The 15,162-nt window shown below is 66.6% G+C and carries 15 protein-coding genes; 3 read left to right on the top strand and 12 right to left on the bottom strand.

From position 1 onward, the window contains the following. Positions 1-9: 9 nt before the first annotated feature. The 6 genes from pyrF to pyrR all read right to left on the bottom strand — a co-directional run bounded on the left by pyrF (position 10) and on the right by pyrR (position 5,475). A complete protein-coding gene (gene pyrF, locus JI75_RS03800; protein ID WP_039688880.1) occupies positions 10-738 on the bottom strand; it encodes an orotidine-5'-phosphate decarboxylase in 729 nt (242 codons plus the stop codon). Next, a complete protein-coding gene (locus tag JI75_RS03795) occupies positions 732-1,682 on the bottom strand; it encodes a dihydroorotate dehydrogenase (protein WP_420804814.1) in 951 nt (316 codons plus the stop codon). The genes pyrF and JI75_RS03795 overlap by 7 nt, the downstream gene beginning before the upstream one ends. Next, positions 1,679-2,503, bottom strand: a complete 825-nt coding sequence (locus tag JI75_RS03790; protein WP_039688878.1) for a dihydroorotate dehydrogenase electron transfer subunit — start codon at positions 2,501-2,503, stop codon at positions 1,679-1,681. Before JI75_RS03790 ends, JI75_RS03795 begins: the two co-directional genes overlap by 4 nt. 126 nt (positions 2,504-2,629) lie before the next feature. Then, the gene (locus tag JI75_RS03785; protein ID WP_039688876.1) at positions 2,630-3,940 is read right to left on the bottom strand and encodes a dihydroorotase; all 1,311 of its coding nucleotides are present in this window, start codon (positions 3,938-3,940) and stop codon (positions 2,630-2,632) included. After that, positions 3,924-4,871, bottom strand: coding sequence for an aspartate carbamoyltransferase catalytic subunit (locus JI75_RS03780; RefSeq protein WP_039688874.1), 948 nt, complete (start codon positions 4,869-4,871; stop codon positions 3,924-3,926). Before JI75_RS03780 ends, JI75_RS03785 begins: the two co-directional genes overlap by 17 nt. Before the next feature lies 1 nt (position 4,872). Then, complete coding sequence (gene pyrR / locus JI75_RS03775) at positions 4,873-5,475, bottom strand: bifunctional pyr operon transcriptional regulator/uracil phosphoribosyltransferase PyrR (protein ID WP_039688872.1); 603 nt, start codon at positions 5,473-5,475, stop codon at positions 4,873-4,875. Positions 5,476-5,833: 358 nt separating this feature from the next. On the opposite strand from pyrR, the gene JI75_RS08735 reads away from it, so the two are divergent. Both JI75_RS08735 and JI75_RS03765 read left to right on the top strand, forming a co-directional pair. Continuing rightward, positions 5,834-6,391 (top strand): ribonuclease domain-containing protein, encoded by a 558-nt coding sequence (locus JI75_RS08735; protein WP_052241567.1) that lies wholly within the window; start codon positions 5,834-5,836, stop codon positions 6,389-6,391. 10 nt (positions 6,392-6,401) lie between these two features. Then, positions 6,402-6,686 carry a barstar family protein gene (locus JI75_RS03765; RefSeq protein ID WP_039688870.1) on the top strand — a complete coding sequence of 95 codons (285 nt, stop codon included), beginning with the start codon at positions 6,402-6,404 and terminating at the stop codon, positions 6,684-6,686. 9 nt (positions 6,687-6,695) lie between these two features. On the opposite strand, the gene glpX is transcribed toward JI75_RS03765, so the two are convergent. The 6 genes from glpX to JI75_RS03735 all read right to left on the bottom strand — a co-directional run bounded on the left by glpX (position 6,696) and on the right by JI75_RS03735 (position 13,806). Continuing rightward, on the bottom strand, positions 6,696-7,667 hold the full coding sequence (glpX, locus tag JI75_RS03760; protein WP_039688868.1) for a class II fructose-bisphosphatase: 972 nt from the start codon (positions 7,665-7,667) through the stop codon (positions 6,696-6,698). A 117-nt stretch (positions 7,668-7,784) separates the two neighbouring features. Beyond that, positions 7,785-10,037, bottom strand: coding sequence for a transcription antitermination factor NusB (locus tag JI75_RS03755; RefSeq protein WP_082019740.1), 2,253 nt, complete (start codon positions 10,035-10,037; stop codon positions 7,785-7,787). Continuing rightward, a complete protein-coding gene (gene fmt, locus JI75_RS03750) occupies positions 10,037-10,984 on the bottom strand; it encodes a methionyl-tRNA formyltransferase (RefSeq protein ID WP_039688866.1) in 948 nt (315 codons plus the stop codon). The genes JI75_RS03755 and fmt overlap by 1 nt, the downstream gene beginning before the upstream one ends. Beyond that, entirely contained in the window at positions 10,984-11,526 is a 543-nt protein-coding gene (gene def, locus JI75_RS03745) for a peptide deformylase (RefSeq protein WP_338058751.1), read from the bottom strand. Before def ends, fmt begins: the two co-directional genes overlap by 1 nt. A gap of 161 nt (positions 11,527-11,687) precedes the next feature. Further along, positions 11,688-13,580 carry a DNA primase gene (gene dnaG / locus JI75_RS03740; protein WP_039688861.1) on the bottom strand — a complete coding sequence of 631 codons (1,893 nt, stop codon included), beginning with the start codon at positions 13,578-13,580 and terminating at the stop codon, positions 11,688-11,690. Between the two features lie 13 nt (positions 13,581-13,593). Continuing rightward, positions 13,594-13,806 carry a hypothetical protein gene (locus JI75_RS03735; RefSeq protein ID WP_039688860.1) on the bottom strand — a complete coding sequence of 71 codons (213 nt, stop codon included), beginning with the start codon at positions 13,804-13,806 and terminating at the stop codon, positions 13,594-13,596. Positions 13,807-13,939: 133 nt separating this feature from the next. On the opposite strand from JI75_RS03735, the gene JI75_RS03730 reads away from it, so the two are divergent. After that, positions 13,940-15,160, top strand: coding sequence for a deoxyguanosinetriphosphate triphosphohydrolase family protein (locus JI75_RS03730; protein ID WP_039688857.1), 1,221 nt, complete (start codon positions 13,940-13,942; stop codon positions 15,158-15,160). Positions 15,161-15,162 lie beyond the last annotated feature (2 nt).

Below are 15,162 nucleotides of genomic sequence, written 5' to 3'. Positions count from 1 at the left end.
ACGCCGCGTCTACGCAATCTCGCCGCAAATACGCTCAAAAGCCTGAACTGGGTCTTTCGCTTGGGTGATCGGACGGCCCACGACGATGTGCGATGCACCGGCGCGAAACGCCTCGGAAGGGGTGGAAACCCGGCTTTGATCTCCCTTTTCGCTTCCTTCGGGACGCACTCCGGGAGTCACAATGTATGCATATTCGCCCAGAATCGAGCGCAGGGCGGCCGCTTCGCGCGGAGAGGCCACGACGCCCGAGATCCCGGCCTGCTTCGCCACATCTGCGAGAAGAGCCACCTGCTCTTCGGGTGCGCGCGGCACCCCTACCGAGGAAAGCGCGGATGCGTCCATGCTCGTGAGCACCGTGATGCCGAGCGTGACGATGCCGTCTTCGCCGCGCTCTGCCGAACCGGCCGCCGCTCCCGCCCGGCCCGCCTCGAGCATCTCGGGGCCGCCCGCCACGTGCATGGTGAGCATGTCGGCACCCGAGCGCGCAGCCGCCTCGGCGGCGCCGCGCACCTGGTGCGGGATATCGTGGAGCTTGAGGTCGAGAAACACCTTGAAGCCCTTCTCGCGCAGCTCGGAAACGATCGAGGGGCCGCACGAGTAGTACAGCGTCATGCCCACCTTCAGCCACGTCGCGTGCCCGCGCAGGGCCTCGGACAGCGACAGCGCCTCGTCGCGCGAGCAGTCCAGGGCGACAATAACGCGCTCGCGCGCCGGGATCTCATCGAAGATACTCAGCATTCCAAAGCTCCTATCAGCTCGTTCACATCGGATACGCCATGCCGTTCGCAGTAGTCGGCGATGCCGTCGATCACCTTCACGGTCGCCTGGGGGTCGACGAAGTTCGCCGTCCCGACGGCCACGGCGGTCGCGCCCGCCAGCATGAACTCGACCGCGTCGGCGCCGCTTGCGATGCCCCCCATGCCCAGCACCGGGACCTGCACCGCGCGGGCGACCTCCCACACCATGCGCAGGGCGATCGGCTTGACCGCGGGACCCGACAGCCCTCCCACCACGCGCGCGAGCTGGGGACGGCGGCGCTCGGGGTCGATCGCCATGCCCAGAAGCGTGTTGATGAGCGAGATCCCGTCGGCGCCGGCGCTTTCTGCGGCGCGGGCGATCTCGGCGATGTCGGTGACGTTGGGAGTGAGCTTCACGATGAGCGGGCGCGCGGTCGCCTCCCGGCACATCGACACGACCCTCTCGACGCTGTCGGTCCTGCACCCCATGGCCATGCCGCCGGCGTCCACGTTCGGGCACGAAATGTTCACCTCGTACGCATGGACGGCCTGCGACTGCTCGAGCGCCTCGATAACCTCGACGTACTCCTGGAAGCTGTGGCCCGACACGTTCACCATCGTCGTCGCGCCGATGGATTCGAGCCAGGGGATGTCGTGCTCGAGCAGATGGCGCACGCCGGGATTCTGCAGCCCGATGGAGTTCAGCATCCCGCACGGGGTCTCGGCGATGCGCGGCGAGGCGTTGCCCTCCCAGCCGTTAAGGGACACGCCTTTCGTGGTGACGGCCCCCAGCGAGGCCACATCAACGAAGTCATGGAACTCCCGTCCCGCCGCGAACGTCCCCGACGCGACCGTGACCGGGTTCTTCATGCGAAGCCCGCCCAGATCGACCGCAAGGGCCACCTTCGTGGGCCGGGGAACCAGCCGCTCTGCTGCCTGCATCATCGCCACACCACCTCGTCTGCATCGAAAACCGGGCCGTCCACGCACGCACGGCGCTTGCCCGCCGCAGTGTCCACCACGCACGAAAGGCACGCGCCCACGCCGCACGCCATGCGCCGCTCCATCGACACCTGGCACGCAACGCCCACCTCGGCGGCCATGTCGGACACGATGCGCATGAGCGGCTCGGGGCCGCAGCAGCAGACCAGATCGTAGGGCGCTCCGTCGGAGGCGCATCCCCCATCGAGGCGCCTGCTTGCAAGGCCCGTGCAAAAGCCCCGCTCGCCGTACGTCCCGTCATCGGTGGCGCATTCGACGCCGATACCCAGGCGCTCACGGTAATCCGACAGCGTCACCAGCGCGCTTCGGGTCTGGGCGCCCATGACCATATCGACCTTCGCCCCGCGCTCCACCAGCTGCTGGGCAAGCAGGTACAAAGGCGCGGCGCCCACGCCGCCCGCCACCAGCAAAACGCGCCCGGCATCGGCGCGCTCGCCGCCGGTCCGCGCACCCCAGGGCCGCCCGACAGGACCCACGAGCTCGATCGCGGGATCCGCTTCGGGGGAAAGCCCGGTCAGGTAGTCGGTGCCGTACCCGACCACCTGGTACAGGATGACGACCCTCCCCTCGCCCGGATCGGTCCGATACACCGAGAAGGGCCGCCTCAGGATATGGTCGGCCATCTGGTTCACGCGCATATGGACGAACTGGCCGGGAAGGATGGTCCGAGCGATATAGGGAGACTCGAGCTCCATGAGAAAGAGCCTCGGTCCCACCGGTTCGTTTGAAAGCAGCTTTGCCGGCTCGTTGGCAAGTGCGGCCATAGTCACCCTCTCTTTGCGAGGAAACGCCGCGCACCGAAGCACGCAGCGCATCCGATCGAAAACCCAGGCCCGATCGCGCCGGGGACCCCTCCGCCCGAAGCGGCCCCCGGCGCACCGCAGCCTTTCTTACGCCGTATGAAGCGCCTCGCCGGTCACTGCGCCGTCTTCGAGCATGGCGTAACCGGCGACGTAGACGTCGGTGGCGCGGCCGACGAACCGCTTGCCGATGAACCCGCTGTTGACCGACTTCGACTCGAAGCCGTCTTTCTCGACCTCCCACTCGATGTCGGGGTCGATCACGGTCAGGTCGGCGCGGCAGCCCGGCTCGAAAGCGACCCGGTCGATGCCGATGATCTCGCGAGGACGGACGCTCATGAGCTCGACCAGGCGGTTCCAGTCGATATGGCCGGGCTTCACCAACCCGGTGATGACCGCCGCAAGCGAGGTTTCGAGCCCCGTCATGCCGAAGGGCGCCAGCTCGAACTCGCGGTCCTTCTCGTAGATCGCATGGGGCGCATGATCGGTGACGATGCAGTCGACCGTCCCGTCGACGACCCCCTCGATGAGGGCGCGGGCGTCGTCGGGCGTGCGCAGGGGCGGGTTCACCTTGAGGTTCGTGTCGTAGGTCTCGTCGATGCACTCGTCGGTGAGGAACAGATGATGGGGCGTGACCTCGCAGGACACGGCGATCCCCTCTTCCTTGCCGCGGCGCACCATCTCGAGCGCGCGCTTGGTGGTGAGGTGCTGGATATGCAGGGGGCAGCCCGTAAGGCGGCCGATCTCCATGTCGCGCGAGATCTGGATCTCCTCGCCGGCGGAGGGCCAGCCGAGAAGGCCGAGGCGCGTCGACACCGCGCCCTCGTTGATCTGGCCCTTGTCGACCAGACCCTCGTCTTGGCAGTGGCTCATCACCGTTTTGCCGAACTGCGAGGCGTACTCCATCACACGGCGCATCGCACCGGCGCTCTGCACGCCGCGCCCGTCGTCGGTGAAGGCGACCGCGCCGTGCGCGACCATGTCGCCCATGTCGGACAGCGCCTCCCCGGCGAGTCCCTTCGTGCAGGCCCCCGACACGTGCACGCGGCATTTCCCCACGCGATCGGCCTTGTTGCGCACGTAGTCCACCACGACGGCGCTGTCGATGGTCGGCGCGGTGTTGGGCATGCAGCACACGTCGGTGAATCCTCCGTGAACCGCCGCGCGCGTACCGGACTCGAGGTCCTCTTTGTACTCCTGGCCCGGATCGCGGAAGTGGACGTGGATATCGACCAGGCCGGGCACGACGATCTTGCCGCCCAGGTCGCGCTCGACGCCCTTGTCCATCTTCAGATCGTGGCCGACCTCCACGATCCTTCCGTCGCGCACGAGCATCTCGCAGACCTCGTCCAGGCCGGTCTGAGGATCGATAAAGCGCGCGTTCTTAAGCAGTAAGGCCATCTTCGCTCCCTCCGAGCAGTAGGTACATTGCAGCCATGCGCACGAGGATGCCCGCGTACACCTGGTCGAGGATCACCGAGCGCTGCGGGTGATCCGCCATGAAATCGTCCAGCTCGACGCCGCGGTTGATGGGGCCGGGGTGGCACACGATCGCGTCGGGGCGCAAGAGCTTGTCGCGCTTCTCGTTCAGGCCGTACAGCATGCTGTACTCGCGCAGGTTGGGAAACGGCGAGTTCTCGAGGCGCTCCTGCTGGATGCGCAGCATGTAGACGACGTCGAGCTCGCCCAGCGCCTCGTCGAGGTTCGACGTGACGTGGTGCGCACCGAGGGCCTCGGGCGCGGCGGGAAGGAGCGTGGGCGGGGCGATGAGCGTGACTTCGCAGCCCATGGTGTTGAGCGCCGGAACCAGCGAGCCGCACACGCGCGAGTGGGCCACGTCGCCCACGACGCCCACCTTCAGCCCGTCGAGGGTTCCCTTCGCCTGCCAGATGGAGTACAGGTCAAGCAGCGCCTGGGTGGGATGCTGGTGCTTTCCGTCGCCCGCGTCGATCACGCTGACGCCGGAGGTCTCGGCGATCTGATGGGGAACCCCGGCGTGCTTGTCGCGCACGATGATCATGTCGATCTTGTAGGCGCACAGCGTCTCCACCGTGTCTTTCAGGCTCTCCCCCTTGACCGAGGAGGTGCTGGAGCCGCCGAAGTTCAGGCTGTCGCACGACAGGCGCTTCTCGGCGATCTCGAACGACGAGCGCGTGCGGGTAGATGGCTCGTTGAAGAACATGTTCACGACCGTGAATCCCTTGAGCGTGGGAACCTTCTTCACGCGGCGCTCGTTCACCGAGCGGAACCGCTCGGCGGTCTGGAGCATCAGCATGATGTCGTCGGCGGAGTACTCGCGGATGTCGATGAGGTGGCGATGATGAAAGCCCATGCTATTCTCCGATCTTTCCGGCGTTGCCCAACGGTGCCGAGCCGATCCGCTCGCCCGGAGCGGCGGCGAAGATCTCGACGCAGGACTCGCCGTCGGCTTCCTCCAGATAGAGCCTCACGTTCTCGTCGCGCGCCGAGGGGACGTTCTTCCCCACGAAGTCGGCGCGGATCGGAAGCTCGCGATGCCCGCGATCCACCAGCACCGCCAGCTGGATGCAGGAGGGGCGCCCGATATCCATCAGCGCGTCGAGCGCGGCGCGGATGGTGCGCCCGGTGTACAGAACGTCGTCGACCAGAACCACGTGGGCGCGATCCAGTTCGAAGGGGATGTCGGTGGAGTGCACCTCGGGCGCGAGGTGGGTTGCGAAGTCGTCGCGATAGAAGCTGATATCGAGGCGGCCGAGCGGCGGGCGGGTGCCCTCGATCTGCTCGATCTTGTCGGCGAGGCGCTTGGCGAGCAAATCGCCCCTCGTCACGATGCCGACCAGGGAGATGCCTTCGGCTCCCTTGTTCTTCTCGAGGATCTGGTGCGCCATGCGCGTCAGCGATCGCTCGATCTCGTCTGCGTCCATGCAGACCGTTTTCAACTTACCTGGATCCGTCATGTGTGCTCCTTGCTCGAAGTTGCACGGACAGACAGACGTTTCGCCCGATCCAGAAACAAAAACGCCTCTGCATCAGGCAAAGGCTCGTCAATGGCGCATGTATGTGAAGTGCGTGTGCGCCGCCGCGGTGCCTTGCCGGTCTCTCTGTACCGTCTTTAAAGGACTGAATCGATGATAGAACCTCGGTCGAGGATGCGGGACCGAAAACGATGTCTCGACAATTCCTACACATTCGCTCTCGCCATCGCGATGCAGGCACGGCGATGGCGCGGATTCGAGCGGATGCACGGGCGCGATGCCGAGCCAGAGCCGGGCGTGGTAGTATCCGAGCATCGACCGACGAGATACGGAGCAGCCGATGACAAGCGCCCACCAACCCTTCCGCCGCAGCCTGGCGAGGCTGCTGTCCACCAAAAAGGCCAAGCGCGCCGCATCCGCCGCCGCAGCGGTGCTGGTGGCCTGCGCGATCGGCGGAGGGCAGCTCGCGCTGAACGGGAGCGGAAACGCAGGCTCCCCCTCCCCCGCGGCCGACGCGCCGGCAGACGCAACCGGCGCGCGCCAGGCGACCCCTCCCATCGAGGAGGGCGGCTCCTACACCGACAAGGACGACGTGGCGCTCTACATCCACACCTACGGCAGGCTTCCCGGCAACTTCGTTTCGAAGACCAAGGCGCAGAAAGCCGGGTGGAACGCCTCGGAAGGCAACCTCGACGAGGTGCTGCCGGGAAAGAGCATCGGCGGCGGGCGCTTCTACAACGACGACGGGCTGCTGCCCGATGCGAAGGGGCGCACCTGGACCGAATGCGACATCGGCTATCGCGGGGGGCATCGGGGGCCCGAGCGCATCGTGTTCTCGAACGACGGTCTTATCTACTACACGAGCGACCACTACGCGTCGTTCGAGCGGCTGTACTGAGGAGCGACGGATGCAACGATTGTCGGTTACGCTGAACGAACGCGTTCTGACCAGCTACGATGACGTCCACGACGAGATCGTGCGAACGCTCGGGGTCCCCGCGCATTACGGGCGCAACCTGGCTGCGCTCAGCGACTGCCTGCAAGACGCAACCCGGCCGACCACCGTGCGCGTTCTGTTCGATCGCGAAGAGGGGCCGATGCACGACTACCTGGAGAAGATCGTGCGCATCGCCTACCGCGTCCAAGCCGAAAACCCCGCCGTGGACGTGCGCCTCGGAGGATGCCCGGAATAAAGCGGGGCCTTAGCGGAAGCGCACCACGCCGTTCTCGCCGCGGTGGCAGGTTTTCACGAAGCGCACCGTGCGGTCGGCCGCGTTCATCACGACGCTTTCAGTGGTGACGGACCCGCCGGCCTTCGAGACGCCGGACACCATCTCGCCGTCGGTCACGCCGCAGGCGAGGAAGGCCGCGTCGTCCGAACGCACCAGCATGTCCATGGTCAAAACGGCATCGAGGTCGATCTGCGCGGTCTTCTCCGCGCGGGCGCGCTTCTCGGCGCCGTCCTTGTCGAGGTCGAAGCGGAGGCGACCCATGAACGCGCCGCCGATGGCCTTCAGGCCCGTGCAGGCCAGCACGCCCTCCGGAGCTCCGCCCGAACCCATGTACAGGTCGATGCCCGTTCCCGGAACGGCGGTGGCGATGGCCCCGAACACGTCGCCGTCGTCGATGAGGCGCACGCGCGCGCCGGTCGAGCGGACCTCGGCTATGAGGTCGGCATGGCGGGAGCGGTCGAGGATGCACACGCACAGCTCATCGACGGGCTTGCCCAAGGCGCGGGCCACGTCGCGCACGTTGTCCGCAGGGGACTTGTCGATATGGACCGCGTCGGCCGCCGCAGGCCCCACCGCGATCTTCTGCATGTAGGTGTCGGGGGCGAACAGAAGCGATCCGCGCGGGGCGATGGCGATGGTGCACAGCGCGTTCGGCTTCATCGCCGCGCAGAGGTTCGTTCCCTCCAAAGGATCGACCGCAATGTCGATCTCCTCGCCGCCGCGACCCAGCTCCTCGCCGATGAACAGCATGGGAGCCTCGTCGCGCTCGCCCTCGCCGATGACGATGCGGCCGGAGAAGTCGATCTCGTTGAACGCATCGCGCATCGCCGTGGTGGCCGCTTGGTCGGCCGCCATCTTGTCGCCCAGGCCGTTCCATTCCGCGCTTGCGATCGCAGCCTTCTCGGCGACGTTCAGGATCTCCATGATGCGTGCGTTGTGCATTCCCCTCACCTTTCGGTTGAAAATCGATGCGATGTACCCAATCAGCGCGATTCTACCCCCAAACGACCGCTCGCCGCCTGAAAAGACGGCGAGCGAGGAGGTTTCCACCCGTGGCGGCTAGCCCTTCCGCACGAAGCACGCGGCGAAATGCGCGTCGGGCGACCCTTCGTCCAGCTTGGTCGAAATGCACGGGGCCCCGTCGATGGGAGCGAGCGCGAACCGCGAGCCCGCGGGGCTTTCCAGGAAGCGCTTCACCATCCCGGTGTTCTCGTCGTAGGTGACGGTGCACGTGGAGAAGACCAGGCGACCGCCTTCCTCCACATGCTCCGCCGCACTGCACAGCATCGCGAACGAGGTTTCGCCCACCGCATCGATGTTCTCCTTGTTGATGCGCCAGCGGATCTCGGGATGGCGCCGCAGCGTTCCCAGCCCCGAGCAGGGGGCGTCGACGAACACCGTTGCGAACGTGCGGTCGCCCAGAACCGTCTCGAGGCGCGTCGCGTTTCCGACCAGGGCGTCGGACAGATCGGCCCCGTACGCGCGGGCGCGGTCGCGCAGCAGGCCCACCTTGAACTCGTGCAGGTCCAGAGAGGTCAGGTCGACCTGCGATCCGAAACGGCGCTGGGCGTCGCTTTGGATGAGGATGGTTTTGGTGCCGCGCCCGGCGCCCACTTCCAGAACCGACGCGGGCTTCTCGTCGCCCAGCACGCGCGATGCGATGAGCTGGGCCGAAGCGTCGGACACGAGGATCTTTCCGTCCTCGAACAAACGGGCGATGGCACCCTCGACCAACACGCGCGGGTTGGACACGTGGAAGCATCCCGCAACCGCGGTTCCGTTCACCAGCACGGGGGTGAGCGCGGCATCGCAGGCGGAAAACGCCTCGATGACCTCCCCGTCGGTCGCCTTCAGCGCATTCACGGCGATGAACAGGGGCGCCGGGTCGTTCGATACGCGAAGGAACGTGGCGGCGTCTTTCGCGCCCATATCCTCCACCAGGCGCCGGGTCATCCACTTGGGGAAGGCGTAGACGCGCGCGAGCGCATCGATGTCGGTGTTCGGATCGCCGAAGGGGAACTCGCCCCTCATGCGCTCGATACGGTGCAGGATGGCGTTGCCCAGGCCGTGCGCCGACGGCGAGATCGCGCGCACGAGCTCGACCCCCTGGTCGATAGCCGCATGGGGCTGCTTGCCCAGGAAGATGAGCTCGTAGGTGGAGATGCGCAGCGCATCGCGCACGTCGCTGAACGCGTCGGCCGGACGGTCGAGCGCGCGGTTGATGACCTCGTCGAGCACGCCGTAGGTGCTCACGACGCCCAGGGACAGAAGCGTGGCGAACGCGCGGTCGGCCTCGGACATGTCCGACGAATCGACCACCGTCTCGATGACCTCCTGGGCATAGGCCTCGCGCATACGGACGATGCGCGTGACCTGGAGCGCCGCCAAGCGAGCGGGGCTTGCGGCGTTCTTGTAGAACCGCACCGTCCCGTCCTCGTTGGTATCGGGGCCGCCGCCCTTCTTCTCGCCGGCGCGCTTCTCCCGCTCGACCTCGCGCAGCTCTTCGAGCTTCTCGCGCGTGTTGCGCCCGGGGGCGATCTTGGTGCGCTGGCCCAGTTTCGGGTCGAGCTCGCCGCGGTAGATGCCGGCGGTGTCGTCGACCAAACGCGCGATCTGGCGCTCGTTGAACGCCTTCTTGTTGCGGGGGACGAACGCCTTCTTCACGCGGTCTTTCGAGGCGGCCTTGCCCTTCGCCCCGTCGAAGCGCCGGGGTTTGGCCGAGCCCCCGTCAAGCGAGCGCCCCGCCCGATCGGGACGGTTCGACGGGCTTCTGTCGGAACGGGCCGTGCGCTCGAAGCCCTTCTCCCCGCGATCGGAACGTCCCTTGAAGCCTCCCTCGGCCCCTTCGCGACGATCCTTGCCCGCGAACCCGCGCCGGTCGCCTCGGTTGGAGAACCCCCGTTTGTCGTCGCGCTTTTCGCCTCGCCCGGAAAACCCGCGCTTGGCGCCGTTCTCACGCGACCCGTCGGACGGCTTGCGGTCGTCGAAGCGGCGCTTGGCTCCCCCGAAGCGAGCGCCCTCGCCGCGCGTGCGCTTATCCCCGTCCCTGCCGAAGCGGGGCGCCCGTCCGTCGGCAGGCGCGTTCGCACCCGCAGAACGATGGTCTTTGATGCGCGATCCGGGCGCCGCTCCGGACGGTTTGCCGTCCGCGCGCGGTGCGCGCCCGCGACCTTCGGCCGAACCGCGATCCGACCGAGGACGCGACGGTCCCCCACCCGAACGGGAGAAATGACGGCGATCGCCGTCCCGACCGGCAGGACGGCCCTTGCGGTCTTTCCCGTCGCGATTCTTACCAGGTTGGCGATCGGCCATTATTCGGTCCCCCACTCCATAACGATGTTCTTCACGTTCTGGATGCCCGCCGCGAACGACCGGGCGTCCATTGATTTTTTCCCTCGGGGCCTCAGCCCCAGCACCTCGACGGCCCCTTCAGAGCACTTGAGGACGAAGCGCTTGCGCGAGAAGCGCGCCTGGCCGGGCTCCAGCCCTTCGGCCAGATCCTCGTCGGATTCAGCCAGAACCCGCACCGATTCGAGGATGGTGTCGCGGTCGGCGATGACCGAGTGCGAGGGATGGGCCCCGCTCGATGCCCGCACCTTGCGCTCGACGTCTTCGGCGGAATCGTCCGGACGCGGATCGAGCTCCCCCTTGCCGATCTTGTCGGCGTACGTGACGGCCGCCTCGTCTTGGGCCGTCCAAGAAAGCTCCGAGCGATCGGCCAGATCGAGCGCCTCGATAAGCGCCTCGGCCCCGCAGCGGGCAAGCCGCGCGGTGAGGTCGCCCGCATTGCTCGAACCGATCTCCACCTCGCGCATGCAGGCGAAATCGCCCGTGTCGAGGCCCGCCTCCATCCTCATCACGCACACGCCCGCACGCTCGTCGCCCGCCAGGATGGCGCGCTCGATGGGAGCCGCGCCGCGCCAGCGCGGAAGCGCCGAAGCGTGAACGTTCAGGCAGCCGTGGCGTGGGATGGAGAGAACCGACTCGGGAAGCAGCGCCCCGTAGGCCGCCACGCAGATGACGTCGGGGGCAAGCGCGTCGAGATACGCCACCTCGTCGGGATCGCGCAGGGTGCGGGGCGTGCGCACGGGGATGCCCAGATGCTCGGCCAGCTGTTTGACCGGAGATGCCACCAGCCCGTTTCCGCGCTTGCGCACCGCGTCGGGACGCGAGTACACCGACACGATCTCGTGCTTTTCCGCAAGCGATTCGAGGATCGTCGCCGCGATGGGAGGCGTCCCCATGAAGACCACGCGCATCAGTCGATACCCACTTCGATGGCGGTCTCGCCGGGACGGGCGCCCTCGAGGCGCGCGCGTTCGTAGGCGGCGAGCAGGTTGATGCGCGCCTCGGGCACGCAGCTCTCGAACAGCGTGCGGCCGTTCAGATGGTCGATCTCGTGTTGGAGGCAGCGGCCTAAAAGCCCGTCGCTTTCGATCTCCCACTGCTCGCCCTCGAGGTCGAAGTAGCGCACGCGCGCCCAGGGTGCGCGCGAGACGGGAGCGGATACGCCCGGAACGGACAGACAGCCCTCGTGATCGATTACCGGGTCGCCCCAGGTGTCGACGAGTTCGGGATTGACGAGAACCAAAGGATCGCGATGATGCTCGTCCCAGTCGCAGTCGACCACGATGAGGCGCTTGAGCACACCCACCTGGGGAGCGGCGATTCCCACCCCGTTGTTCTTGTACATAGTGTGCGCCATCTGGGTAGACAGCCTCTTCAAACTCTTATCCCCCAAATCGCACGGTTCGCATACCGTGCTCAGCAGGGGGTCCGGCGATTGGACCACTTTCAGCATCGTAACCATCCTTCAGTTATCAAAGAACGCACGGCGTGCGTCGGTAGGCAGATCTTAGGTGCAGTATAGCGTCTCGGCGGCGCGGCGGGCCGCCGCCTTGTCAAGCGAAAGCCAAACGACAACCGAACAACACGTCTTGGCGCGCGGGTGCGAGCTTCCCTTTAGGAAACCGGCGGCTTGTGGGCCGCCTTCAGGGCGCGCAGCTGCTTCTGGGAGGCGACGACGCTTTGGAACAGCAGGTCGCGCTCGTCGGCCGAAAGCTCGGTCGCGCCCGAAAGCTCGGCGCGCAGCTCCTCGATCGCATCCTCCATGTCGCCGATCACCAGCTCTTCGGCCAGGTAGTCTGCAAGCGCGGCGTCATCGACCCCCTCGCGGGCCGAACTCGCCGTCAATATGCGCGCAGCGCGCTGTTCGACCGCGGTTGCCGCAGTGACGATCTCGCCCGACGAAGCGGAGGGACACGCGGCCAGGGTGTCGGCGATGCTTCGGGCCAGCGTCTCGTGAACCGGCAGATGCCAGCGCGTTTGCACGAGGGTGTCCGCTTTGGCCAAGGCGAGGTAGGGAGCGCGCACGCACAGGCACAGGAAATCGCGCTCGACGCGGCGGCGGTTGCTTTCTGCCTGTCCGATCTGCGCGGGCGATCCCGGGGCGGAAGGGGCCGCACCCGCATGCGGATCCGGCTGCGCGGCCCCTCCCTGAATCTGAAGGGGCTCCTCCCTCTCGGCGCGCACGGGAGGGCGAAGGCGCGCGAGCATCGCCAGGACGTCTTCCTCGCGAGCGCGGCAGCGATCGGCGATCTGATGGGCGTAGTCCTTCGCAAGCAGCGAGTTCTTGATGGGAGCCAGCACCGACAGCGCGTCGGTGAGCGCGCGCGTGCGCCCCTCGGCCGTTGCGAGGTCGTGGCGGGACAGCCTGCGCTCGATGCCGTAGGTCAGAAGCGGCACCGCTCCCGCCACCAGCTCGCGCAGGGCATCGGCGCCATGCGCCGCGACGAATTCGGCGGGATCCTGGTCGTCGGGAAGCGTGACCGCGCACAGCTCGATGCGCGTGCGCCCCGCTTCGGGCGTCATGCTCTCGTCGATGAACTCGAGCGCCCGATCGGCGGCGCGCTGACCTGCGGCGTCTCCGTCGAACAGGTACACGATGCGCTTCTTCGCATGGCGCGAGATGATGCGGATATGGCTCATGGTGAGCGCCGTTCCCAACGTGGCCACCGCGTTTCGCACGCCGGCCTCGTGGAGCGCGATCACGTCGGTGTAGCCTTCCGTGATGATGGCCACGCCCGTCGCGGTCATGTCCGCCTTCGCCTTGTCCAGGCCGTAGAGCACCTGGGACTTATGGAACAGGGGCGTCTCCTGGGAGTTCAGGTACTTCGGCTCGCCCGAGCCCACCACGCGGCCGCCGAAGGCGATGCACTCGCCGGTCTGGTCGCATATGGGAAACATCACGCGGTTGTAGAACCGGTCGCGCGCGCGCCCGTCGCGGCCCTTCAGGGCGACGTTGGCCTCGATCATGTCGGACACGGGGATTCTCTTCGCGGAAAGATGGCGCACGAGGGAGCCGGATCCCGGCGCGAAGCCCAGGTTCCAGCGCTTGGGCACTTCCCCGCCGAACCCCCTGTTCGCCAGATACGACCGCGCCGCGGCGGCTTCGGGCGCGGGCGAGCGCATGAGCTGCAGATGGTAGAACTCGGCTGTGGCCGCGCACACCTCCTTCAGCCGCGCCTTCTTGCTGTCGGGCACGCGCGGGCCGCCCGAATCGGACAGCTCGATCCCCGCGCGCTGCGCAAGCGAGCGCACGGCGTCGGGAAACGACAGTCCGTCGAGCTTCATGACGAAGGTGAACACGTCGCCGCCCTCCCCGCAGCCGAAGCAATGCCACAGCTGGGAGTGGGGATCTATCTTGCACGAAGGGGTTTTCTCCTGATGGAAGGGGCAGCAGCACCAGAAATCGCGGCCGCGCTGCTTCACGGGCACGCGCTCGCCCACGATCGAGACGAGGTCGCTCGCCTCGCGCACCTTTCGGAGATCGTCGTCGCTTATCCCGCCTGCCATGCGATGCGGGCTCTTAGTTCTGCTGCTGGGCTTCGGAGGCGGACCGCTTGGCCTTGCGGCGGGCCTGCCACAGCAAAAGCCCCGAGGCAAGGTACAGCACGACCACCGTCATGACGCGGCCCATGCTGGGGTCTTTGTATCCGATGACGAAAACGCCGATGCCGAACGTGGCCATGACGGCGCAAAGGATGCCCAACCAGGTGAGATACGTGGAAGTGTTGCTCATGTCGCCTCCAGAAGAGATGCTTCGCTCGATTACCGCTTGAAGTATACCGCAAACGCACGGTGCCGCCCGAAGCGAGCCGAACCGAAAGACTGCTGATACAATGGCGCTGAAACACCGAGATTGGAGCCGTTTTATGAGCGATGCAAGCTACCTTGCGCTCGATCCCGCAATCGAGCGCGCCATCCGGGCGGACCGCGCCGCCGGCAAGCGCAACCCCCATGCGTTTCGCGACGAAGACGTCGTGCGCCGCGACGCGTTCGACCACGACCGGGCGACCCTCGTGCGCCCCGCGTTCGAGCGCGATACCGAGAAGATCATCAACATCCCCGCCTACAACCGATACGCCGACAAAACGCAGGTGTTCTCGTTCGTGGAAAACGACGATATCTGCCGACGCGCCCTCCACGTCCAGCTGGTCGCGCGCGTCGCGCGGTCGATCAGCTCGCTTCTGGGCCTGAACACCGCGCTCGCCGAGGCCATCGCGCTCGGACACGACCTGGGGCACACCCCCTTCGGGCACGCCGGCGAGAAGTTCCTCAGCACCTGCTACCACGAGCGCACCGGGCGCTTCTTCAACCACAACGTCCAAAGCGTGCGCGTGATGGACCGCCTGTACCGCCGCAACATCAGCCTGCAGACCCTCGACGGGGCGCTTTGCCACAACGGGGAGTTCGCCAAGCAGGAGCTGAGCGTTGGCAGCCTCGGCAGCTTCGACGAGCTCGACGAGCTGGTGGAGGCCTGCATAGCCGACGAGGAGACCATCGGATCGCTTCGCCCCTCCACCCTCGAAGGCTGCGTGGTGCGCATGTCCGATATGATCGCGTACCTGGGGAAAGACCGCATCGACGCGCGCGACATGGGCGTCATCGACTCGTTCGACGCGTTCGAAGGCGACTACATCGGGAAATCGAACGTCTCGATCCTCAACAACATGATCGTCGACATCGTGAACCACAGCTACGGGTGCGACCGCATCCGCATGAGCCCCGAGGCCTTCAGGGACATCAAGCGGGCCAAAGAGCAGAACTACGCCCTCATCTACCGGCGCGAGGGCATGTCCGACGAGCATGCCGACATGATGCAGGAGATGTTCGAGGAACTCTACGGAAAGCTTCTTGACGACCTGCGGCGAAAAGACGAGTCCTCCCCGGTGTTCAAGCACCACGTCGACTACCTGGTGCGCAAGTCGCGCAGCATCACCCGCGAGAACTACCTGAGGGAAGACCCCAACACCATCGTGGTCGACTACATCTCGTCGATGACCGACAGCTACTTCAGCGCCCTGTACGCGCACCTCTTCCCCGAAAGCGGCAAACGCGTCGTCACCCGCACCTACACCGATGATCTGAGGTAGCC

The organism is Berryella intestinalis, assembly GCF_000814825.1.
Classification (GTDB): Bacteria; Actinomycetota; Coriobacteriia; order Coriobacteriales; family Eggerthellaceae; genus Berryella; species Berryella intestinalis.
This window is presented reverse-complemented; position numbering and strand designations above follow the sequence as displayed.